Consider the following 22938-nt stretch of genomic DNA (forward strand, 5'->3'; position numbering starts at 1 on the left):
GACGTGTTAGACACGGTCCATGCTGACCGTGCACCGCTCCGAGCGCGGCGACGTGCTCGTGGACGCGCTCGCCGAGGTCCTCGCCGCGCCCGGCGCGGATCCCTTCGCCGCGGAGGTCGTCGCCGTGCCGGCCCGCGGCGTGGAGCGGTGGATCACGCAGCGTCTCGCGTCGAAGCTGGGCATCGCCGCCAACATCGTGTTCCCCACCCCGGCCTCGCTCGTCGCGGACGCGGTGTCCGCCGCCTCGGGGGTGGCCCTCGACGACGATCCGTGGCGCGGCGAGCGACTCGTGTGGCTGGTTCTCGCGGCGATCGACGAGCTGGCGTTCGAGCCGGCCGGCGCGCTGTTGGGGCGGCACCTCGGCGTCACCCGTCCCGGCGGCTGGGCCGACCAGCCGGGCCACCGGCCGCGACGGCGCTATCCGACGGCCGAGCTCCTGGCAGGCCTGCTGCGCTCGTACGCGGCGAACCGGCCGGAGATGCTCGCGGATTGGGCCGCGGGCCGGGACACGGACGGGCTCGGCGGGGCGCTGCCGGAGGACCTGCTGTGGCAGGCCGAGCTGTACCGGCGGGTCCGAAGGTTCGCCGGGACGCCCGGGCCCGCGGAGAGACTGGGCGACGCCTGCGCCGTGCTGCGCGCCGAGCCCGCGCTCCTGGACCTGCCCGCCCGGGTCTCGATCTACGGGCCCACCCGCCTTCCCACGGATCAGGCCGCCGTCCTCTCCGCGCTCGCGGCCGGGCGGGACGTCCACCTGTGGCTGCCGCACCCCAGCCCGGCGCTCTGGTCCCGGCAGGCCGCGTCCGACGGTGCCGCCCCCTCCGGTCCGGTACCGAGAGCCGTCCCGGTCGCGGGGCCGAACCCGTTGCTGGCGAGCCTCGGCCGCGAGGCCCGTGAGCTGCAGGCCCGCGTCGCGCCTCTCGCGGACGCCGACGAACACCACGCCGTGCCGCCGCGGCCCGAGACGCTCCTGGGCAGGCTGCAGGTCGCGATCGCGCAGGACGCGCCGCTCACGCCCGGAGCCGTCCCGGACGGCACCATCGAGTTCCACGCCTGCCACGGACCGGCCCGGATGATCGAGGTGTTGCGGGAGCGGCTGGTGCGGTTGTTCGAGGACGACCCCACGCTGCAGCCGCGGGACGTGCTGGTCACGTGCCCGGACATCGAGACCCACGCCCCACTGATCCGGTCCGCGTTCGGGCAGGCCGTCGTCGGCGGGGAGGGCGAGGGCGGGGAGCAGGTGCACCCGGTGCAGCGGCTGCGCGTGCGGCTCGCGGACCGGTCCCTGCGGTTCACCAACCCGCTGCTCGACGCCCTGGTCACGGTGCTCGAACTGGCGGACGGCCGCGCGACGGTGGCGGAGGTGCTCGATCTCGCGGCCACCGATCCGGTACGCCGCCGGTTCCGGTTCAGCGACAACGACATCGAGCGCCTGCGCGAGTGGGCGGGACCGTCGGGTGCGCGATGGGGGCTCGACGCGGCGGGCCGGGACCGGTACGGCCTCGGCGGATTCCCGCAGAACACCCTGGCCACCGCCCTGGACCGGATCGTGCTCGGCGTGGTGGCCGACGAGTCCGAGGGGGAGTGGCTGGGCCTCGGCCTCCCGCTGGACGACGTGGACTCCACGGACATCGACCTCGTGGGCAGGTTCGCCGAATTCCTCGGCGTGCTCACCCGCGCGACCGAGGACTGCCGCGGCCGCCGTCCCGCGGCGCAGTGGGCGGATGCCCTGCACCGGTTCACCGGCGATGTGGCCGCGGTGGCACCCGCCGACGCGTGGCAGGTGACCCAGGCGGGCCGGGAGCTGGCCGCGGCGCTCCGCGGCGGCGACGACCGGGAGCTGACCCTTCCGGAGGTTCGGGCGATGCTCGGCTCGCGGCTCTCCGCCAAGCCCACCCGGGCCAACTTCCGCACGGGCGAACTCACCGTGTGCACGCTGGTGCCGATGCGTTCGGTGCCGCACCGCGTGGTGGTGCTGCTGGGACTGGACGACGAGGTGTTCCCCCGCGCCACCCGGTACTCCGGTGACGACGTGCTCGGCCGGACGCCGTGCGTCGGCGAGCGGGACCCCCGCGCGGAGGACCGGCAGCTGTTCCTCGACGCCGTCGACAGCGCCACCGACCGGCTGCTGGTCCTGTACACCGGTGCGGACCCGGTGAAGGGCACGGTCCGGCCCCCCGCGGTGCCCGTGGCCGAACTGCGCGACGCGGCGCGGGCACTGCTCACAGACCCGGACGCCACCGGACTGGAGTTCCGGCACGCACTGCAGCCCTTCGACCCGGCGAACTTCGATCCGGCGCATTTCGGGACGGGGGCGCCGTTCTCGTTCGACCCGGCCGCGTACGCGGGCGCGGTCGCCGCCACAGGCACCCCGTCCCCGCCGGAGCCCTTCCTGGGTGCGCCGCTCCTCGCCGGTGCGGTCGAGGACGTGGATCTCGATGCGCTGCTGCGGTTCTGCGAGCATCCGGTCAAGGCGTTCCTGCGCCAGCGGCTCGGGTTCACGGTGCCCGAGGCGGACGAGGAACTGGCCGAGGCCCTCACGATCGCGCCGGACGGGCTGCAGAAGTGGGACATCGGCGAACGGATGCTGGCCTCAGCGCTCGCGGGCACGCCGCCCGACCGGTTCGCCGCCGCCGAGGTGCGCCGCGGCACGCTGCCGCCGTTCGCACTGGGATCGGCCGTCCTGGAGGACATCAGCGCCACGGTCGCCGAACTGGCCAGGGTGGCGCGGCCCCTCATGGAGGGCCCCGCCACCACCGTGGACGTCTCGGTGGACCTGGGGGAGGGACGCCGGCTCGTCGGATCGGTACCGTCGGTCCGGCCCGACGGGGTGGTGCGCGCCTCGTTCTCCCGGCTGGCGCCGAAACACCGCGTGGCAGCATGGGTCTCGTTGCTGGCGCTCGCCGCGGGCGGGCGCGACGGCGCCGCGGCGGTGGCGATCGGGCGCGCCCGGTTCCGCGGTGTGCTCACGTCGCGGCTGAGCGTCCCCGCGGATCCGGCCGTCGTGCTGCGGCAGCTCGTCGACCTGCGGGACCGCGGGCTCCGCGAACCGCTGCCACTGTTCCCCACGACGTCCGCGCTGTACATCGAGCGCGGCACCGCGGGCGATACCCAGCAGGCCGCGCTCGACGCCGCGCGGGCCGAGTTCGACAGCGCCTTCGGCGACGGTCGCGACAGGTCGATCCGGTATGCCCTGGGCGACACCGCCTTCGACGACGCGCTGGTGCCGCCCGTCGGGGACGAAGCGGGGTTCTCCCGCGCCGGAACGCGGTTCGGTGCCCTCGCCGCGCGGCTCTGGGTGCCCCTGCTCACGCACGAGGAGATGATCTGATGACCTCGCGCGAACCCGTCCTCGGCGTCACTCCGTTCGAGCTCACCGGCCCGCTTCCCGCGGGGCCCACCACCACGGTGCTGGAGGCCAGCGCCGGCACCGGCAAGACCTACGCGATCGTGGGCCTGCTGGCCCGGTACGTCGCGGAGGGTGTCGCGGACCTCGGCTCGATGCTCCTCGTGACGTTCTCCCGCGCCGCCACCCAGGAGCTCCGGGAGCGCGCCCGCGCCCGGCTGCTGTCGGTCGAGCGCGCGCTGCGCGATCCCGCCGCGGCCGCGGCGTCCGGCGACGAGCTGTTCGCCCACCTCGCCTCGGGATCGGCGGAGGAGGTGGCGGCGCGGCACCGGCGGCTGGTGACCGCGCTCTCCGATTTCGATGCCGCGACCATCACCACCACGCACGGGTTCTGTCAGCGCATGCTCGACGCGCTGGGCCTCGCCGGCGACCTCGAACCGGGCGTGCGGTTCGTGGAGGACGTCGACGATCTGGTCCAGGAGGTGGCGCAGGACGTGTACCTCGGGATGTTCGCCGGCAGCCGCCGCGCGCCGTTCCCGCTGTCCGACGCGCTGCTGTACGCGCGCACCGTCGTCGCGAATCCGCGTGCGACGATCACCCCGACGGACGCCGAGCCCGGTACCGACACCGCGCAGCGGGTGGACTACGCCCGAGTCGTGCGGAGGGAGGTGGACCGGCGCAAGCGGATGGGCCGCCTGCGCGACTACGACGACCTGCAGGGCCTGCTCCGGGAGGCGCTGTCCGATCCCGAGCACGGCCCGCGCGCCCGCGAACGCCTGCGGGCGCTGTACTCGGTGGTGCTCGTCGACGAGTTCCAGGACACCGACCCGGTGCAGTGGGACATCCTCCGGGAGGCCTTCCACGGCCACCGCACCCTGGTTCTGGTGGGCGACCCCAAGCAGGCGATCTACGCCTTCCGCGGGGCGGAGGTGTACAGCTACCTGAGCGCCGCGACCGCCGCCGACCGGCACCAGGCGCTCGCGGTGAACCGCCGCTCGGACGCCCCGCTCGTGACGGCGCTGCAGCACCTGTACGGCGAGGTCGCCCTGGGGGATCCGCTCATCGTCGCCGGCGCGGTGTCCGCGCATCGGCAGGCGTCGCGGCTGACCGGCGGCGCGCCGCTGCGGCTGCGGCACCTCGGCTCCAACGGCCTCGGGCCGAAGACGCAGAGCGGCACGCCCTACGTGCGGAACGTGCGGCCCGTGGTGCTGCGCGACGCGGCCGCCGACATCACGCGCACGCTGGCCTCGGGGGATCGCCTCGAGACGGACGACGGCGGGGCCCGCGAGATCCGGCCGGGCGACATCGCGGTCCTGGTCCGCAAGAACGCCCACGTCGCCGAGCTGCAGTCGCTGCTGCAGGGCCTGGGTGTCCCGGCCGTCGCCGCGGGCGGCGCGAGCGTGTTCACGACCGCGGCCGCGATCGACTGGCTGCGGGTGCTGCAGGCCCTCGAGAACCCGGGCCGCAGCGACCGCGCCCGCCTCGCGGCGCTCACCCCGCTGTTCGAGTTCTCGGCCCGGGAGCTGGACGAGCGCGGCGACGAGTTGATCTCGGAGGTGAGCGGCCGGCTGCGCGCCCTCGCGGGGACGTTCGCCCGGGCCGGGTTCGCGGCGATGTTCGACGCGCTCGCCACCCGCTCCCGGTTCGACGAGCGGCTCCTCGGCCGGATCGGCGGGGAACGCGTGCTCACGGATCTCCGGCACGTGGCCGAGCTCGTGCAGCACGCCACGGTGACGCTGGGGCTCGGCCTCGGCGCCGCGACGCGGTGGCTCGCCGAGCGGATCGCCGATCCCGGCCTCGGCGGCACAGCGGATCCGGCGCGCCGCCTCGCCACGGACACCGCGGCAGTCCAGTTGATGACGGTGCATGCCAGCAAGGGGCTGCAGTTCCCGATCGTCTACCTCCCGTTCGGCTGGGACGACGGGGCGTTCGGCGGGAAGAAGACCTTCACCTTCCACGACGAGAAGGGCGACCGCCTCATCGACGTGGGCGGTGAATCCGCCCCCGGCCACGCGTCCAGGTTCGCGGTCTCGCTCAAGGAGGCCGCCGGTGAGGAGCTGCGCCTGTTCTACGTGGGTGCCACCCGCGCCCAGAGCCGGCTCGTCCTGTGGTGGGCGCCCGGTACGACCACCCGCACGTCGCCGCTGCACCGTCTGCTGTTCTCCGACGTCGGCGGTGGCCGGATCCCCGTCGATGCGGCGCCGATCCCGCGGGACGACCAGATCGGCGCTCGGCTGCGGGAATGGGCCGCGCCCGTCGAATCCGCGGTGTCCCTGGAGGCGGTCCCTGTCCCGGTACCGGAGCCCGCGGAGTGGCGCCCGCACTTCGATCCGTACCCCGCGCTGGAACTGGGTCGGGCGTCCCGCCGCATCGATCCGGCGTGGCGGCGCACGAGCTATTCGGCGCTCGTCGCGGACGCCGCGCACGGCCCTGCGGATCCGCCCGCGCCGGACACGGGCAGCGAACCCGAGGATCCGGCGCTGGCGGACGAGCCCGTCGAGGAGCCGCTGGAGTCCCCGGCGGAGGCCGGCGGCGCACCGTCGAGCCTGATGAACGGGCTGTCGGGCGGTGCCGTGTTCGGCACTCTCGTGCACGAGATCCTCGAACACGTCGACACCGGCGCGGCGGATCTGGACGCCGAGGTGCTGGCCCGGTGTCGCGAGGCGGCCGAGTTCGGTACCACCGCCGACGACCCCGCCGAGGTCGCCGCCGCTCTCAGCGCGGTGCTGCGCACGCCCCTGGGCACCGGACCGCTGCGGTCGGTGACCCTGGCCGACGTCGCGCCGGGCGATCACCTCGCCGAGCTCGACTTCGAACTGCCACTGGCCGAACGTGATTCGGCGACGCTCGGTGCGATCGCCGACCTGCTCGACGCTCACCTGTCCGCGGACGATCCGCTCGCGCCGTACGCGGCGCGGCTGCGGGAGGTGCCCGGCGCGGCTCTCCGCGGATACCTGACCGGCAGCATCGACTCCGTCCTCCGGGTGCGCGACGGCGCGGGAGAGCGGTACGTGGTGGTCGACTACAAGACGAACCGGCTCGCCCGAGGCGATCTGACCACGGCGGATTACACGCCCGCGGCGATGGCGGCGGAGATGATCTCCTCGCACTACGTGCTGCAGGCGCTGCTGTACTCCGTGGCGCTGCACCGGTTCCTGGCGTGGAAGGTGCCCGGTTACGCGCCCGACACCCACCTCGGGGTGGTGCAGTACCACTTCGTGCGGGCGATGATCGGGGCCGAGACCCCGCCCGGTGCCGGGGTCTTCGAGTGGCACCCGCCGGCGGCGCTCGTGGTCGCGGTGTCGGACGCCCTGGCGGGAGGCGCACGATGACGATCCTGGAGGAATTCGCGGAGGCGGGGGTGCTGGCGCCCGCCGACGTACACGTGGCCACGACCCTGGGCAGGCTCGGCGGCGAGGCCGACGACGGGGTCCTGCTGGCGGCCGCTCTCGCCACCCGCGCCGTGCGGCTCGGCTCCGTGTGCCTGCCGCTGTCCCGGCTGCGGGACGTGGCCGTCGACGGCGACGACGAGGTGGACCTCGACGCCCTGCCCTGGCCCGACGGGGACGATGTACGGGCGGCGCTGCGGCGCAGTCCCCTCGTGGTGGGCGCCTCGTCCGGTCCGCTGCGGCCGCTGCGCCTGGTGGACGACGAGCTGCTCTACCTGGACCGGTACCACCGGCAGGAGGAGACGGTGCGGGCGATCCTCGACGCCCGCGCGGGCGCGGCCCCGGGCGTCGACCCGGATGTGCTGCGGGACGGCCTGCGCCGACGGTTCCCCGAGCCCGGGCCGGATCGCCAGCGGCTCGCCGCGGCGGTGTCGGTGCTCGGGCAGACCACGGTGCTCGCGGGTGGGCCCGGCACCGGCAAGACGTACACGGTGGCGCGCATCCTGGCGCTGCTGTTCGATCAGCACGGTTCCGAACTCCGCGTCGGGCTCGCCGCGCCCACGGGGCGAGCAGCTGCGCAGCTGGCGGGCGAGGTGCGCACGCAGGGCGCGGAACTCGGTCTGCCGCGGGAGATCCCGGCGCAGACCATCCACCGCATGCTCGGGTTCAAGCCCGGCAGCGCCAGCCGGTTCCGGCACGACGCGAGCAACCACCTGCCGTACGACGTGGTGGTGGTGGACGAGACCTCCATGGTGTCGCTGACCATCATGTGCAGGTTGCTCGAGGCGCTGCGCCCCGATGCGCGACTGATCCTGGTGGGCGATCCCGACCAGCTGGCGTCCGTGGACGCGGGTGCTGTCCTGGGAGACCTGGTCGCGCGCGGCGTGACCCGGGCACCGTCGGCCGCGGTCGAGGAGCTGCTCGTCGAGGAGTCGGCCCGCGCCGGCGGCGAGGAGGCGGCGGTGGATCCCGCCGAGGCGCTCGACGCGCGGCGCGGCGTGGTGCGGCTGCGCCGCGGTAGGCGGTTCACCGGCGCCCTGGGCGATCTGGCGGACGCTGTGCGCCGCGGCGACGCCGACCGGGTGATCGAGCTGGCGCGGTCCGGCGGTGGGGGAGCGATCGACTGGTGCGATCCGGACGACACCGACGGCCTGCGGGCCGATGTGGCGGCGGCCGGCGCCGCCACGGTGGCCGCGGCCCGTGACGGGCACGCCCCGGAGGCCGCGAAAGCCGTACAGCTGCACCGGGTCCTGTGCGCGCACTCGGAGGGGCCGTCCGGCGTCACGCGGTGGGCGCAGTTGGCCGAGGAGTGGGCGGGGGTGCGGATCGGCGGGGGGTTCGGCTGGTACGCGGGGCAACCGCTGCTGGTGACCGCCAACGACTACGACGCGAAGGTCTACAACGGCGATGTGGGCGTGGTGATCGCGCACGGCGGGGACCCGGCGGACCTGCGTGCCGCGTTCGCCCGCGGCGGCGATGTGGCGCTGCTCTACCCGAACCAGCTGGTGGCCGTCCGCACCGTCTACGCGATGACGATCCATCGCAGCCAGGGCAGCCAGTACGAGGCGGTATCCGTGGTCATCCCACCCGCCGACTCCCGCCTGCTCACCCGGGAGCTGCTGTACACGGCCATCACCCGTGCCCGGCAGCGGGTGCGGCTGCTCGGCTCGGAGGAGGCGCTCCGGGCCGGCGTGGAGCGCCGGGTGCTGCGCGCGAGCGGGCTTCGCAGCGGCGGGTAGGCCCGCGTGGTCAGATGAGGTGGCGGTCGAGGATCTCGACGATGCGGTCCGCGGCGGCCGTGGCGTCGTAACCGGGATCCGCGAGCTTCTCGGAGGCGACGGCGTCGATCGCGCCGCCGACGATGAGCGCCCCGGTCCGGTCGTCGTGCGCGGCGTCCTCGGCGGGGCCGCCGCCCCGGTCCCGGCGGGCCGCCGCGATGAGCTCGGCGAGTGGTCGCCACCGGGCGGCGGTGTCGCGCTCCTCGGTCGCATGGGTGAGCGCTTCGATGCTGGTCCGCGTGTGCGCCGGGTGTTCTGCGAGGTGGGCGATCATGCTGCGCACGTACGCTGCCGGACGGTCGGCGGCGCCCACCGCGTCGACGGCCGCGCCCACCGCGCCGACGAGTTCCGTCACCACATGCTCGTACGCGGCGCGCACGACCGCGGCCTTGTCCTCGAAGTGATACAGCACCGTCGCTTTGCTCACGCCCGCGCCGTGCGCGATCTGCGCCAGGGAGATCCCGTCGTAGCCCTGGTCGGCCAGCAGTCCGATCGTCACGTCGACGATCTGTGCCCGGCGGCCACGTTGGGTGAATGTGGGGCCGCCGCGTTCCGGTGAGGTGCCGTCCTTGATCACGCCCGCCAGCCTACCGTAGGGTTGAAACACTGACCGATCGGTAGAGAGGGGCGCGATGCGCACAGGGGACGACACCACCGGTCCGGACGCCACGGGCCCGGCCGGCGCTGCTCGCGGCGGCGGGCGCCGACGGTGGTTCCGGCGGCGAGGAGTGCGTATCGGTGCCGCGCTGACGGCCCTCGCGGTGGCAGCGGTCGCGTTCTGGTGGCGCACCCCGTCCCCGGTCGGGCACTGGGACAGCGCCACCGGGCAGGACGCCTTCCTCTCCGCGTATTGTGCCGCGTTCCGGGACATGCCCGCGGTCGCCGAGACGCGCGACGTGCGCACCGATTTCGGGGTGGTCCGGGTGTACCGGTTCGACGGCGCGGGCGACGCCGCACCGATGCTCCTGGTCCCGGGGCGGGCCTCGGCGAGCCCCGTCTGGGCCGACAACATGGACTCGCTGCTCCGCATCGGCGACGTCTACACGATCGATCTGCTGGGCGAGCCCGGGATGAGCGTGCAGGAGCGACCCATCGAGAACGCGGCCGACGAGGCGGCCTGGCTGGACCAGGCGATCGCCGGGATCCCGGCGGGGCGGGTCAACCTCGTCGGCCTCTCGATCGGGGGATGGACCGCCGCGAACCTCGCCGTGCACCGGCCGGACCGGATCACGACCCTGACGCTCGTCGATCCCGTGTTCACCTTCGACGACCTGCCTTTCGCGACCGTCCTGCGGTCGGTCCCCGCGAGCGTTCCGTGGCTCCCCAAGTCCTGGCGCGACGGGTTCAACTCGTACACCGCGGGCGGGGCTCCCGTGCAGGACGTTCCCGTCGCCGACATGATCGAGGCGGGCATGAAGCACTACGTGCTGAAGAAGCCCTCGCCCGCCCGGATCTCGGAGGAGCAGCTGGGGACGCTCGCCATGCCGGTCCTGGCGATCATCGCCGGGCGGTCGGTGATGCACGACTCGGCGACCGCGGCCGCCACGGCCCGCCGGGCCCTCCGCAGCGGCACCGTCCGGGTGTACGACGGCGCGTCCCACGCGGTGAACGGCGAACAGCCGGAACGGATCGCCGGCGACGTCGCCGAGCTCGTTTCGCGCCTGAAGAATTAGCACTGCGGGCGAGCCTCGCCGGATCCGCCGGCTCAGGTCCGCCGGAGGAACCGCCCCGACGGTGTTCTGCCGTAGTCGCCGGCGAACCGGCCGTCACGGAACACGGTCCGTCCGGCGACCCCGACGGCCGTGACCGCACGATCGTTACGGTTGACCATGCGGGACAGGCCTCCGAAGAATTCTGTCCGTTGCTCGTGGTAGCCGTCCAGGTCGTCGTCGAGGGCGGTCGGATCGATGACGACGAAGTCCGCGCGATCGCCGATTCGCAGGTGACCCGCATCGATTCCGAACCAATCGCCGAGCTCGCCGGTGAGCCGGTGAACCGCGGCTCCGAGGGGCAGCACGGGACGGCCGGCGATTTCGGCGTCGCGCATGCGCCGGAGGAACCGCAGGCCGAAGTTGTAGAACGCCATGTTGCGGAGGTGTGCGCCGGCGTCGGAGAAGCCGAGGTGGAGATTGGGATCCGCCGCCATCTCGTCGAGGACCGTGGGGCGGTGATTGCCCACGGTGGTGGTCCAGCGGACGTTGCGTTCTCCGTGTTCGACGAGGATGTCGAGGAAGCAGTCGAGCGATTCGACCCCGCGTTCGTCGGCGACCTCCCCGAAGCTGCGGCCGACGAGCGCTGCGTCCGGGCATTCCACGATGACGGCGTCGTGGAAGTCGCGGTGCCACAGTCCGGGGGTGCGGCGCGGCGTGAGGAACTCCCGGCGGAACCCGAGTCGGTACTGCGGATCGGCGAGCAACCGGTTTCGGGCCAGCTGGTCGCGCAGGTGCAATGCCGCCGTACCGGCGCCGAACTCCTCGAACACCGGCAGATCGATCCCGTCCGAGTACAGGACGAACGGTACCGGGAGGTGCTGAAAGCGGACGTTGCTGCGGAAGAAGCGGTTTCCGGACGCCGCTGCGGCGCGCAGCAACGTGTGCGCGGCGGGTGCGGACTTCGTGTCGGCCGCCACCAGGAGACTCGTGGGCACTCGGCGGCGATCGAGCGGGCGGGCTCCGGACGCGAGGAAGAACAGCACGGCACTGGCGGGAGCCGTGATGTTCGGTGCGCTCTGCAGGACGCCACCGTGCCGGCGTAGAACACTGATGAGCCTGAAGCGCTCGCTCCAGCGGGCGTAGGTCGACGGCAGTGCACGGGAGCGGTATCGGTCGCCGTCCAACTTGTCGATCGGCGCGTCCATCCCCGACATGCCCAGCATCCCGGCCCGGACGGCCCGTTCGAGCAGAGCGGCCATGGTGCGGACCTCGCTGCGGGTCGGGCGGGTATCCGGCTCGGTGGCGCGCCCGAGCCCGAGGACGGTCGCGCGCAGATCGGAGTGCCCGACGAAGGCGGCGACGTTGGGGCCGAGCGGGAGTGCGCCGATGGCTTCGACGTACTCCTCCGGGCCGCTCCAGGTCCGAACCGTGTCGAGGGCCTCGAGTACGTGCTGCCGGGGGACGGCCTCGACGCGGCTGAACAGGTCGGCCACGTCCTCGTCGGATGCGTACACGCTCGACATGGAGCAGCAGCCGAGCACCACCGTGGTGACGCCGTGCCGTACCGACTCGCCGAGCCCGGGGTTGAGGAGGACTTCGGCGTCGTAATGGGTGTGGATGTCGAGCAGACCGGGCAGGACCCATTTGCCCGCGGCGTCGATGACGTCGGGGCACCCCGCGGTCTCCAGGTCGCCTCCGCCCGTGGCGATCTCCGCGACCTCCCCGTCGCGGATCCCGATGGTGGCGGGGCGGGGCGCACCGCCGTCGCCGTCGAACCAGAGGCCGTTGCGAATCACGATGTCGAACACGGTGCCTCCTCGGCGACGGACGGCGGGACGATCGCCGGTCCTCGCTCCGCGACCAGTGCGGTGAGCCGGGCGCGCAGGAGTTCAGGGCGCTCCTCCGGGAGGAAGTGGCCGCAGCCGTCGACGAGTTCGAGTCGGTAGTCCTCGGCGAGCGCTGTGCGCGGATCCGCCAGAGCCGGTCTCAGCGCGGGATCGGCGGTGCCGAACAGGGCGCGGGTGGGCGTCGTCGAGATGCGTGTCTCCGGGGCGCGGAGTCGCTGGGGCAGTTCGCGGGTGACGAACGTGCGGTACGCGAGGGTGGCCGCACGGGCGCAGACGGGATCACGGAATCTGCGCGCGTAGATCCGGGCCGTCTCGTCCCCGAAACCGGGTATCCGGCGCTCCCGGGCGAAAACGGCCGAGATCACAGGAGTGTGGCGCTGCAGAGGGACACCGATGCCGGCGATCACCGGTTGATACAGCGCCGTTCGGGCCAGGGCGGGTGCGGTTCGGGCCAGCTGGGCCGCACCGCCGGAGCCTTGCCAGAGGTGGGCGATGTTGACCGGGAGGAGCCCGGTGACGCGTTCGGGATTCTCGAGGGCCATCACCTGGCCGATCCATCCACCCCAATCGTGACCGAGCACGATGGCGGCCTCGATGCCCAACGCGTCGAGCAGGGTGACCAGATCGTCGGCCACATCCTTCTTGCCCCACGCGTGCGGCGGTGGGCCGGACCAGCCGAACCCGGGCAGGTCGGGCGCGATGATCCGCATGCCCGGAGGAGGTGACGCGAGCAGGTCGCGGAACGCGTAATGATGCTGCGGCCAGCCGTGCAGGGCGAGCACCGGAACTCCTGCACCGGCCTCGGTGACGTGGAAGTGGATCCCCCGCGCGAACACCGTGTCCCGGTGCACCCCGGGAATGGGAGGAGGGGGTTCGAGGCGCGCCCGCTGGGGACCGCCGCGGAGCCTGCGGCGCAGTGGCTCGGTGGCTGTGCGCGCGATCGCGTGTGGACGGGTCAGTTCCGACGGCGGGTCGAGCAGCGCATTGACGCGCAGGAAGCGTTCCGCCAGTGCCGCGTCGGTCTCGGCCGCGGTCAGGAATCGGTTGGCGGAGGCCTCCGTGATGCGGCGTTCGATACCGCGACGGCCCGCGCCCGTGATCAGCGCCTCGGTCTCGGCGTTGAGGTCCCAGCACTGTTCGATCGGAACGGCCGCCCTCGGGTAGAACCGGTCCGGCAGATCCTCCAGGCCGTCGGCCAGGCAATCCGCCAGTGCCAGGCTCTGTAGTGCGGAGACCGTCATTCCCTGGCCGTACGTCGGGTTCAGGCTGCAGATCGCATCCCCGATCGCCACCAGGCCCGCCGGTGGTTGCTCGACGCGATCGAAACGCCTCCACTCGGAGCGGGGGTAGCCGAACTTCGGCCCGTGCGGTTCGCCGTTGCTCGGGGATGTGGCGTTCAGTGCGGCGACCACGCGTGCGGGGGCGAAACCGGAGACGAAGTCGACACCGTCCCGGTAGTCGCGCGGGGGCCGCGTACCGGCCACTCCGAACACCGTGAACTCGGCGAGCCCGTTCTCGTGCCGGAACAATCCCATACCCGAATGTCGTTCCGGGGTAGCAGATATGACGACGAGGCGTTCGGGGAAGGCGTCCTCCGGCAACGGCACCACATGCGTGACATAGGTGACCCCGACATCGCTCGTCGATACCGGGACCTCGGGGAGACCCATCTCGCGCATCCACGCCGCCGTGCGGGCTGCGCGACCTCGGGCGTCGACCACGAGGTCGGCCGCGATCTCTCGACCGTCGGCCAGTCGAACACCACCGACCACGGGAAGTCCGTGCCTCCGGGTGACGAGTGGCGAGACGACCGCGGTGTCGTCCATCAGTTGGACTCGCGGCAGGGCCACAACCCTCGACCGGACGTACCAATCGAGGTAGGAGCGGCTCGGTACGTACGTCTCCAGCGGGCCGAGCGTCCGCCCCTCGGTCGCCAACACGTGGCCACGCGCACTGAACAGCACGTCGCCGGGAACCGCGCCCACCACCGGGACTCCGGCGTCGCGCAAGTCGGACACCATTCCCGGCAACAGCGCTTCCAGTGCGCGAACACCGCCCGCGAGCAGGAGGTGACCGTGCTTGCCCTGCGGGACGCCTCTCCGGTGCTCGGGCCTGTCGGCCAGAACATCACGTTCGACGATCGTCACCCGATCGAATCGGTCCGCTAGGACGCGGGCAGCGAGGCACCCCGCCAGACCTGCACCGAGGACCACTGCTTCGGCCATCACCACTCCTTACCAAATGTTGACTTGGTAGCGACGGTATTACCCAATGGTCATTTGGTCAATAGGTGTCGCCCTAGAATCGGCGGTATGGCCAACGAACCGAGCAAGCCGCGAACGAGGCTGCGGCCGGAGCAGCGCCGTCGGCTCATCCTCGATGCGGCGACGGCCGTCTTCGGTGAGAAGGGTTATGCCGCAGCGTCTATGGCCGAGATCGCCGCGGGAGCCGAATGCAATGTGGCCGTCATCTACGACCATTTCGCCTCCAAAGCGGATCTGCAGGTGGTCCTCGTCGAGGAACTCACCGACGAGTTGCTCGCCCATGTCGGATCGCGCCTGGCTGTGGCCGATTCCGACGACGCCGACTACTTCCGCGCAGGCGTCGACGGGTTCTTCGAGTACGTCGAACACCATCGGCACGCGGCCCGGATGCTGTTCCGGGAACCGCCCGCGGAGCCGTCGGTGGTCGCCGCCTACCGAGCGGCCGGTAGCCGCGCGACCGCAGCGGTGTCCGGGTTCTTCCTCGCGCATCCCGAGGGGCACGCCGACTCGGCGGAGGCGCGTCGTATCGCCGAGGCCTACGCGACGATGCTGCGGTCGGCGCAGGAGGGGATGACGCGGTGGTGGCTCGACCACCCGCATACACCGCGCGCCGTCGTCGTTCAACGTTTGCTCGAATTCTGCTGGACCGGGCTGGCGAACGGCCGGCGGGAGAACGACTGACGCCCGCGGGGAGCCGCCCGGGTCACAATCCGGCCGACGTGTGAAGGTCGCCACAGCGTGGACGCGGAATTGGGCGGACACGTCCGTGTGCTGGGATTCTCTTCCCAGGAACGAGAGCGACGAGGGGAGTGGTCGATGGCCGTGGTGGTCGTGCTCGTCGTCGTGACCGTGCTGCTCGGCGGTGCGGTCTGCATCGCCGTGGCCGGCCCCGGCCGTCGTGCGGCGCTCCCCAGCCGCTTCCTCGTCGCGGCCCTCATCGGCCTGGTCGCCGGCGAGCTGCTCGCCGTCCTCGCGCTCACGGGTCCGATCGACGACCGCCTGCGCGACGACGCCGACCGTGCGGCGTCCAGCACGCCCGCCGTGCGTGCCGCGCAGGGCGACCTCGACGCCGCCGTCGCGGAACGGTCGGCGCTCGACGCCCGCGTCTCCGAGGCCGTCGCTCGGCGGGACCAGGCGCTCACCGTCGCCCGGTGCGAGTACCGCCCGGGGCCCGCGTGCCCGCAGACGTCCATCACCGGCGTCCCCGGTCAGGGGGCCGAGACCCGCACCGCCAACCAGCGGCTCGCCGCCGCGCAGACCGATCTCGACCGCGCCACCGCCGCCCGCGCGGCACGCACGCCGGAGGCCGACGCCCGCGTCGCCCGCGCCCGCGACGATGTGACGGCGGCCCGCGACGCCGCCACCGGCGTGGATCAGGGGATCGGGGCCCGCTGGGCCGCGCTGAACGCCGTCACCGGTTCCTCGCTCTCGGCGCTCACACTGCGCATCGGTATCGATCTGGTCTGCGTCGTGCTCGCGCTCCTCCCGCTGATGCTGCGGCTGTGGCGCGGCGACACCGTCCGCGACATCCGCGCGCGCCAGGAACTCGAGAGCCTGCGGCTGGCGTCCGCGGCGCAACTCGCGATCGAACGCCGCGATCAGGAGCGGCGCGTGGAACTGGCTCTCGCGCAGGACGCCCCGACCCGGACGATGCCCGCGATCGGCCCGTCCGTGGCCCAGGACGCCGCCGCCCTCGCAGCCGCCGGATTCGAACCCGTCCACGTGACCGCGCGGCGGTACGTGCGGGAGGCGCCGCCGAACCCCGTCGGCGACGACGACTACCTGCCCATCGCGGCCGCCGCTGAGGCGGCCAGCCTCGCCGCCGCGCCCCGGCGGCCCGCGGCGGACGACACGCCCACGGGGCCGATCCCCGTCGTGCGCGGCGCTGCGGCGGCGCACCGGACCGAACCCGAAGCGGTACCCGACCAGGAGGACACCGTGCCCGATCAGGACAACCTTCCCGCACCCGTCGCCCAGTCCTCGCCCGCGGTGCCGGAGCACGATGTGGGGCAGCGCAAGCCCAATCCCTTCGTGCCACCCGTGCTCGACGACGCCGCCCGCGCCGTGGCCGGTTTCGTGCGCCCGCTGGTGCCGCCCATCGTCGCCCGGGTCCTCCCCGGGCCCTCCACCCGGACGGTGCAGCAGTCCTACGAGGAGGTCGAGGAGGTGACCTTCTCGATGCGGCGCACGCGGAAGGTGACCGTCGGGACCACCGAACAGACCGTTCCGGCGCCCGTCGAGAGTCGCGCCGAGGCCGCCCGGACCACCGGTGACCGCGGCGGCGCGCACGCCGCCGCGGATCCGCTCGACGTGGCGCACGAGGAGATCGCGGCGGCGCGCCCGCCGTCGCTCCCCTCCGGCACGCTCTCGCCCCGCGGCTGAGCCGGATCGCCGCGGCACGAATCCTGCTGGACGGCACGCCCGTCCGGCCGGCGACGGACCGGCCTCGCCCGCGGTCGCGCGTCGGTTGTCGGCCGCGATGATTTCATTAGCATAAGCATCAGCCTGCGAAGATCGCCGGAAATCGGTGGGTTCGTACGCATTGTTTGCTATAGTGGAAACAGGAGATCCGAGCGTGGAGGAGGCGCCCGTGGTTACCGTTTTCGCAGTATGCGCCGTGGTGGGGGTCCTGGCCCTGATCGCGTCACTCGTGTTGGGGGACACCGATTTCGGCGGGGGAGACGTCGACGGCGGCCTGCCCTGGCTGAGCGCGCCCGCGCTCGCCGCGGCGGTCGGTGTGTTCGGCGTCGTCGGCTGGCCGCTGTACGCGGGCACGGCGATCGAGCGGCCCGTCGTCGTGCTCATCGCCGCGGGTGCGGGTATCGGGGCGTACGCCCTGCTCATGGTGGTGCTCCGCGCGATGCGGCGGGCGCAGACCGGCACCGTCGCAGGCCTGCGTGCCGCCGTCGGCCGCACCGCCACGGTGACCATGTCCATCCCCGCCGGCGGGTGGGGACAGGTCAGCTACCTCGACGCGGAGTCGGTCCGCGCCACCACCACCGCGGTTCTCGCGAAGGGCGACGGCACCGCCGCCGACGGCAGTCGGGTGCTGATCGTCGACGTCGACGGTGACCGGCTCGTCGTCGAGCCGCTCGCGCTGCCCTGAGCCGGGATCGCCCGCCCGTCGGCCGAATTCGGCCTGCGCCGATAGACCATCGATAAAAGAAGAAGGAGGGAACCATGCTTCCCGTACTGCTCGCGGCCGGTGCCGCGGTCATCGTCGTCCTGCTCGCCCTGTGGATCTTCTTCCACAACTACATCAAGTCCCCACCGGACCAGGTGGCCATCTTCACCGGACGCGGCGAGATGAAGGTCGTCCGCGGCGGCGCACGCTTCAAGGTGCCCGGGTTCGAGCGCGTCGACTACATGCCGTTGCGTCCCTTCGAGATCCGGATCGCACTCAGCAGCGCCCGCAGCGTCGACGGCGTGCCCGTCGAACTGCAGGCCGTGGGCCTCGTCCGGATCGGCACCACCGACGAGATGACCCGCACCGCGGCGCAGCGCTTCCTCACCGCGAACATGGCCGAGCTGGAGAACCAGATCAACGAGATCCTCTCCGGCAGCCTCCGCGGGATCGCCGCCACCATGACCGTCGAGCAGCTCAACAGCAACCGCGAGGCGCTCGCGCGCGGCGTGGTCGACGAGGCCGGGGGAGACCTCGCCCGCATCGGCATGGAGGTCGACATCCTCAAGATCGCCGGCATCGAGGACCGCAACGGGTACCTCGAATCGCTCGGCCAGAAGCGCATCGCCGAGGTCAAGCGCGACGCGGACATCGGCAAGGCCGAGGCCGAGCGGGATTCGCTGATCCGGTCCGCCGACGCCCGCCGCGCGGGTGAGATCGCCCAGACCGAGGCCGAGACCGCGATCGCCGAGGCGCAGCAGGGCCGCGACGTCCGCATCGCCCAGCTGCGCGCACAGACCGAGGCGCAGAACGCCGAGGCCGACCAGGCCGGCCCGCTCGCGAAGGCCAAGGCGGAGAAGAACGTCGGCATCGCGCTCGAGGAGGCGGAGGCCGCCCGCGTCGAGGCCCGCACCGAGGTGGAACGCAAGCGGCGCGCCCAGGCGGAGGCGGCCCTGCAGGCCGATGTCATCGCGCCCGCCGAGGCGGAGCGCCAGGCCGCGGTCGCCCGCGCCGAGGGCGACCGGCAGTCCGCGATCCTCGCCGCCGAGGCCCGGGCCGAGTCCACCCGCCTCGACGGCGAATCCGCGGCCGAGGCCCGGAAGTCCGCCGCCGCGGCTCTGGAGGCCGAGCTCCGCGCCGACGCGGCCGGCAAGCAGGCGCAGGCAGAGGCGTTCAACCAGTACAACGCCGAGGCGGTCCGGCTGTTGCTGGCACCGCAGGTCCTGGCCACCGTCGAGGCCGCCGTCCGGGCCCAGTCCGAGGCCACCGCCGCGATCGACAGCATCAACATCATCGGCGGAGGTGAGGGCGATGCCACCGGCGGGCTCCTCGGGCTGTCCGGCCAGTCCGTGGCCTCGGTGGTCGCGGCCCTGCGGTCCCAGGGGATCGATCTCTCCGACCTGCTCGGCGGAGCCACCGGTGCCCAGGCGCCGGTCGTCGCCGAGGGCCGGACCGAGTAGCACCGCCGTGAGACTCGGCGACGCCGAGGCGCTGCGGCTCGCGGTGGGCGTGCTGGAGGAGAGACTCCGCCGGCTGCCCGCCGCGGGCCTGCGCGGCACCGAGCTGTTCGTCCTCGAATCCGTCGAGGCCCTCGGCGCCGGCGCGTTCCCGACGGCGATCGGCGACCGTCTCGGCATCCGCCGATCCAACGCCTCGGCCGTCCTCGCCGACCTGCGGCGGCGGGGCCTGGTCCGGGCGGAGGGTGACACGGACGGGGCCGACGCCCGGCGGCGGCCCGTCGCCCTGACCGACGCGGGACGAGCGGCCCTCCGGGACCGCGGCCGCGCCCAGGACGAGTGGCTCGTGGCGCACGGCGCCGAACAGCTCACCTCCGAGGAGGCGGCACTGTTGCGCGCCGCGGTGCCGCTGCTGTTGCGCCTCGCGCGCGCCTGAGCGGCCCTTCCCCTCGAATCACGGCGATCCCAACCCTGGTGGGGGTTGCCCGGGCGGCGCTATCGTCACCCTCGTGAGTGGTGTCTTCTCCTTCCCGAACCCGGTCAACGAGTACGCGGCGCGGGTGACCGCGGGGCTGGTGGTGGTGCTCGCCGTCGTGACGATCGTCGCCGGGCAGTGGTGGCTCTACGCCGCCCTCGCCGTCGGCTTCGCCCTGCGGGTCGCGGGCGGCCCGCGCTACTCGCCGTTCGGGCGCCTCGCCGTGCACGTGATCGCGCCGCGACTCGGCCCCGCCAAGCTGGTGCCCGGGCCGCCGAAACGATTCGCGCAGACCATCGGGCTGGTGTTCTCCGGCGTCGCGCTGGTGCTCTTCCTCGCCGGCGACCACCTCGCCGCCCGGATCGTGCTCGGCCTGCTCGTCGTGGCCGCGCTCCTCGAATCCGCGGCCGGCGTGTGCCTCGGCTGCATCGTCTTCGGGTGGCTGCAGCGCCGTGGCGTGATCCCCGCCTCCGTGTGCGAGGCCTGCGCGGGCGTGAACACCGCGCCGCCCACCCTGACCGTCCCGCAGGGGCAGCAGCAGAAATAGCACCACCGACGAAGAACGCCGCCGCGGAACTGCTCGCGGCGGCGTTCGGTCTGTCGGGGTCGGTCAGATGAGTCCGACGATCTCCTTGGCCCACTCGACGGCCTTCTCGTCCACATCGTCGGTGCCCGAGTTGTCGTGCTCGAAGCGGTCGCCCACGTGCGTGGCGCCGAGGCCGGTCAGGTGCTTGACCACGGTCTTCCCGCCGGCGTTGTAGGTGTCGACGTAGATCGAATCACCGAGGCCGAAGACCGCGAACCGGAGGCCCGTGAGGTCGGGTGCGGCCTCGAGGAGATCCTCGAAGAACTCGGTGGTGCCGGCGGGGAGCTCGCCGTCGCCGTAGGTGGCGGTCGAGAAGACGTGGAAGTCCGCGGGGTCCAGCGCGTCGATCTCGCCGTCCATCATGTCGTGGACCTCGACGGACCCGGCAGCGGCGAACACGTTGTACATGGCGTTCGCTGCGCCCTCGGCCGTGCCGGTCGACGAACCGTAGAAGATGTGAACAGACATGGGCAGTAGTGTAGCCAGCCCTAATGGCCGGGCGTGACACGCGCCGCGCCGATGTGACCTTCTAGGCTCTCGTGCATGCCGTTCGCCGTGACGCCCGACGGGTCCCGATTGTCCTACATAACCCACCCGGCCGCACCCGGAGCGACTGGGCCGGGACTGCTGCTCATCGCCGGCCAGGCGCTCGGGGCGAGCTCCTGGGATCCCGTGGTCGACGACCTGCGAGCCGCCGGCCCCGTCGTCGTCTACGACCACCGCGGCATCGGGGAGAGCGACGACGTGTTCCCCCGCCGGTGGAGCACCCGCGACTGCGCCGTCGACGCGCTCGCGGTGCTCGACGCGGCCCGCGCCGACGGGATCCTGGGCGAGCAGGCCGACGTGTACGGCTTCTCCATGGGCGGCCGGGCCGCCCAGTGGCTCGCGGCCGACCACCCCGAACGGGTCCGCAGGCTGGTCCTCGGCGCGACCACCGTCGGCGACCGGCACGGGCTGCCCCGCCCCGACGAGGTGCTGCGCATCCTGGTCCGCTCCGACCGGCAGGCACTGCTCGAACTGTTCTTCACCCCGGACTGGCTCGCCGGCCACCCGGAGGCCGCCGAGGCGATCCTCGCCCGGCCGCGTTCGCTGCCCGCGCAGCGCGCGCACTTCGCCGCGAGCACCGACCACGACGGCTGGGACGCGTCCGCCGCGATCAGCGCGCCGACCCTCGTGCTGCACGGCGCCGAGGACCGCATGTGCCCGCCCCGCAACGCCGAGATCCTCGCCGACCGGATCCGCGGCGCCCGGCTGCGCCTCTACCCGGGCGTCCGGCACGGCTACCAGCTGCAGGAACCCTCCGCCACCCGCGACGCCCTGGCCTTCCTCGCGGAGCCGTGAACCTGCTAGTTTCCCTGCATGGCGGACGCGGTGGATTTCGGTGGCTTCCAGGACGGCATCTACGCGGAGGGCCTGCTCGCCAAGCACCGCCGGTTCCCGTACACCTTCGCGGATCTCGAGGCGCGGGCCCGGCAGATCCTCGACCACGCGACCTTCGATTACGTGCGCGGCGGAGCCGGTGACGAGACCACCCAGGACGCCAACGTCACCGAGCTGCGCCGCTACGGCTTCGTGCCGCGGATGCTCCGCGACCGCAGCACGCGCGACCTCTCCACCACGTTCCTCGGAACGGAACTGACGGCCCCCGTCGTACTGTGCCCGGTGGGCGTCAACGGCCTGGTGCACGAGGGCGGCGACCTCGAGGTCGCGCGCGCCGCCGGCGCGCTCGGCGTGGCCGCGATGTACTCGACCCTCTCGGACGCCCCGCTGGAGGAGGTGGCCGACGCGCGCGGCGACTCGTTCGGCGCGTTCCAGCTGTACCCGACCAAGGACGACGAGCTCACCGACAACCTGGTGCGGCGCGCCGAGAAGGCCGGATTCGACGCCCTCACCATCACCCTGGACACCGGCTCCCTGGGCTGGCGCCCCCGCGACCTCGCCAACGGCTACATCCCGTTCCTGCGCGGCCGCTGCCTGGCCAACTACCTCACCGACCCGCGCTTCCTGGAACTGTGCGGCACCGACGCGCCGCCGCCGCTGCACGCCGGCATCGTCTGGTCCTCCCTGTTCTCCAAGCCGACCTTCGGCTGGGACGACGTGGCCAGGATCCGCAGGATCACCGATCTGCCGATCATCCTCAAGGGCATCTGCCACGCCGACGACGCCCGCAAGGCCGCCGCGGAGGGCGTCGACGCGATCGCCTGCTCCAACCACGGAGGCCGCCAGGCCAACGGCGGACTCCCCGCGATCAGCCACCTCGAGGGCGTCCTCGACGCGGGCCTGCCCGTCACGTTCGACAGCGGCATCCGCGACGGCGTCGACGTGCTCCGCGCCGTGGGGCTCGGGGCCACGCTCGCGGGGATCGGCCGCCCGTACGTCTACGGCCTCACCCTGGGCGGCGCCGCGGGCGTCGAGCACGTCGTGCGGTCGATGCTCGCCGAGGCCGACTTGACCATGGCCGCCGACTGCCTGACCAGCCTCGCCGACCTGCACGTCGTGCGCAGGTGACGGGCCCCGACCCCACCGGCTTCGACTGGTTCGGCTTCGAGGACGCCGTCTTCGAGGAACTCCGGACCGTCGCACGGGCCCTCGTCTACCAGTCCGACGGTGAGCTGCCCTACGCCTACGCGCTCACCGGCCTGCACGCGGAGCCGTCCGGCCCCGTCGACCTGCCGTACCCCGCGCTCGGCACCGTCGAATCCGTCGATCCGCGGCGGTTGTGGGAGCCGCCGGCGTGGCCGCGCCGCGACGACGGCTGGGCGCTCCGCGCGCCGCTCGACGGCTGGCAGGACCGCCTGAACGCGGCCGTGGACGGGCTCGACGAGGGTGCGTGGGCGGCCGCGCACGGCCGCTACGGACACGCGCTTCTCGGCGCGGTCCGGCGGGCGGGCGCCGAGCTCGTCGCGGAGGGAACACTGCCCACCGAGGTGGTCGTCCTAGTGGACGACGGCGCGGACCTGGCCGCGAAATCGTCGCGGCCGCAGCGATTACGCGGCTACTGGGCGGCCCGCGCGGAGTAGCGT

General features: G+C 73.1%; 17 protein-coding genes. 13 read left to right on the forward strand and 4 right to left on the reverse strand.

The features are described 5' to 3' along the window. The first annotated feature begins 19 nt into the window (after window positions 1–19). From recC to recD, 3 genes are read left to right on the forward strand one after another with little or no spacing between them, the layout of a single operon-like run. Window positions 20–3328: an exodeoxyribonuclease V subunit gamma gene (gene recC / locus BN39_RS12725; RefSeq protein WP_019202791.1), complete on the forward strand. Its 3309-nt coding sequence runs from the start codon at window positions 20–22 to the stop codon at window positions 3326–3328. Then, window positions 3328–6675 carry a UvrD-helicase domain-containing protein gene (locus tag BN39_RS12730; protein ID WP_019202792.1) on the forward strand — a complete coding sequence of 1116 codons (3348 nt, stop codon included), beginning with the start codon at window positions 3328–3330 and terminating at the stop codon, window positions 6673–6675. Before recC ends, BN39_RS12730 begins: the two co-directional genes overlap by 1 nt. Then, window positions 6672–8471 (forward strand): exodeoxyribonuclease V subunit alpha, encoded by a 1800-nt coding sequence (recD, locus tag BN39_RS12735; RefSeq protein ID WP_019202793.1) that lies wholly within the window; start codon window positions 6672–6674, stop codon window positions 8469–8471. The genes BN39_RS12730 and recD overlap by 4 nt, the downstream gene beginning before the upstream one ends. Window positions 8472–8481: 10 nt before the next feature. On the opposite strand, the gene BN39_RS12740 is transcribed toward recD, so the two are convergent. Further along, the gene (locus BN39_RS12740; RefSeq protein ID WP_019202794.1) at window positions 8482–9087 is read right to left on the reverse strand and encodes a TetR/AcrR family transcriptional regulator; all 606 of its coding nucleotides are present in this window, start codon (window positions 9085–9087) and stop codon (window positions 8482–8484) included. Between the two features lie 55 nt (window positions 9088–9142). Between BN39_RS12740 and BN39_RS12745 the strand changes: the two genes are divergently transcribed. Next, complete coding sequence (locus tag BN39_RS12745) at window positions 9143–10183, forward strand: alpha/beta fold hydrolase (protein ID WP_081586088.1); 1041 nt, start codon at window positions 9143–9145, stop codon at window positions 10181–10183. A gap of 32 nt (window positions 10184–10215) precedes the next feature. On the opposite strand, the gene BN39_RS12750 is transcribed toward BN39_RS12745, so the two are convergent. Further along, complete coding sequence (locus BN39_RS12750) at window positions 10216–11970, reverse strand: amidohydrolase family protein (RefSeq protein ID WP_019202796.1); 1755 nt, start codon at window positions 11968–11970, stop codon at window positions 10216–10218. Next, complete coding sequence (locus BN39_RS24080; RefSeq protein WP_371190634.1) at window positions 11955–14234, reverse strand: alpha/beta fold hydrolase; 2280 nt, start codon at window positions 14232–14234, stop codon at window positions 11955–11957. Before BN39_RS24080 ends, BN39_RS12750 begins: the two co-directional genes overlap by 16 nt. 87 nt (window positions 14235–14321) lie before the next feature. On the opposite strand from BN39_RS24080, the gene BN39_RS12765 reads away from it, so the two are divergent. The 6 genes from BN39_RS12765 (at window position 14322) to BN39_RS12790 (ending at window position 19876) form a co-directional block, all read left to right on the forward strand. Further along, window positions 14322–14954, forward strand: a complete 633-nt coding sequence (locus tag BN39_RS12765) for a TetR/AcrR family transcriptional regulator (RefSeq protein ID WP_019202799.1) — start codon at window positions 14322–14324, stop codon at window positions 14952–14954. 135 nt (window positions 14955–15089) lie between these two features. Then, window positions 15090–16655: a DUF4407 domain-containing protein gene (locus tag BN39_RS12770; protein ID WP_051159018.1), complete on the forward strand. Its 1566-nt coding sequence runs from the start codon at window positions 15090–15092 to the stop codon at window positions 16653–16655. A gap of 208 nt (window positions 16656–16863) precedes the next feature. Continuing rightward, entirely contained in the window at window positions 16864–17379 is a 516-nt protein-coding gene (locus BN39_RS12775; RefSeq protein WP_159103249.1) for an NfeD family protein, read from the forward strand. A 74-nt stretch (window positions 17380–17453) separates the two neighbouring features. Further along, window positions 17454–18857 carry a flotillin family protein gene (locus tag BN39_RS12780; RefSeq protein WP_019202801.1) on the forward strand — a complete coding sequence of 468 codons (1404 nt, stop codon included), beginning with the start codon at window positions 17454–17456 and terminating at the stop codon, window positions 18855–18857. Between the two features lie 7 nt (window positions 18858–18864). Then, on the forward strand, window positions 18865–19290 hold the full coding sequence (locus tag BN39_RS12785) for a MarR family transcriptional regulator (protein ID WP_019202802.1): 426 nt from the start codon (window positions 18865–18867) through the stop codon (window positions 19288–19290). Window positions 19291–19363: 73 nt separating this feature from the next. Further along, window positions 19364–19876, forward strand: coding sequence for a DUF4395 domain-containing protein (locus tag BN39_RS12790; protein WP_019202803.1), 513 nt, complete (start codon window positions 19364–19366; stop codon window positions 19874–19876). Window positions 19877–19939: 63 nt separating this feature from the next. Here BN39_RS12790 and BN39_RS12795 read toward each other — a convergent pair whose 3' ends face one another. Further along, a complete protein-coding gene (locus BN39_RS12795; protein WP_040767923.1) occupies window positions 19940–20383 on the reverse strand; it encodes a flavodoxin domain-containing protein in 444 nt (147 codons plus the stop codon). Between the two features lie 75 nt (window positions 20384–20458). On the opposite strand from BN39_RS12795, the gene BN39_RS12800 reads away from it, so the two are divergent. Genes BN39_RS12800 through BN39_RS12810 form a run of 3 tightly spaced genes read left to right on the forward strand, consistent with a single transcriptional unit; the run spans window position 20459 to window position 22935 of the window. Further along, a complete protein-coding gene (locus tag BN39_RS12800; protein WP_019202805.1) occupies window positions 20459–21256 on the forward strand; it encodes an alpha/beta fold hydrolase in 798 nt (265 codons plus the stop codon). Between the two features lie 30 nt (window positions 21257–21286). Continuing rightward, entirely contained in the window at window positions 21287–22423 is a 1137-nt protein-coding gene (locus tag BN39_RS12805; protein WP_040768257.1) for an alpha-hydroxy-acid oxidizing protein, read from the forward strand. Continuing rightward, window positions 22420–22935, forward strand: a complete 516-nt coding sequence (locus BN39_RS12810) for a hypothetical protein (protein WP_019202807.1) — start codon at window positions 22420–22422, stop codon at window positions 22933–22935. Before BN39_RS12805 ends, BN39_RS12810 begins: the two co-directional genes overlap by 4 nt. The last annotated feature ends 3 nt before the right edge of the window (window positions 22936–22938 follow it).

Source organism: Tsukamurella sp. 1534, from assembly GCF_000312385.1.
In the GTDB taxonomy this organism is placed as follows: domain Bacteria; phylum Actinomycetota; class Actinomycetes; order Mycobacteriales; family Mycobacteriaceae; genus Tsukamurella.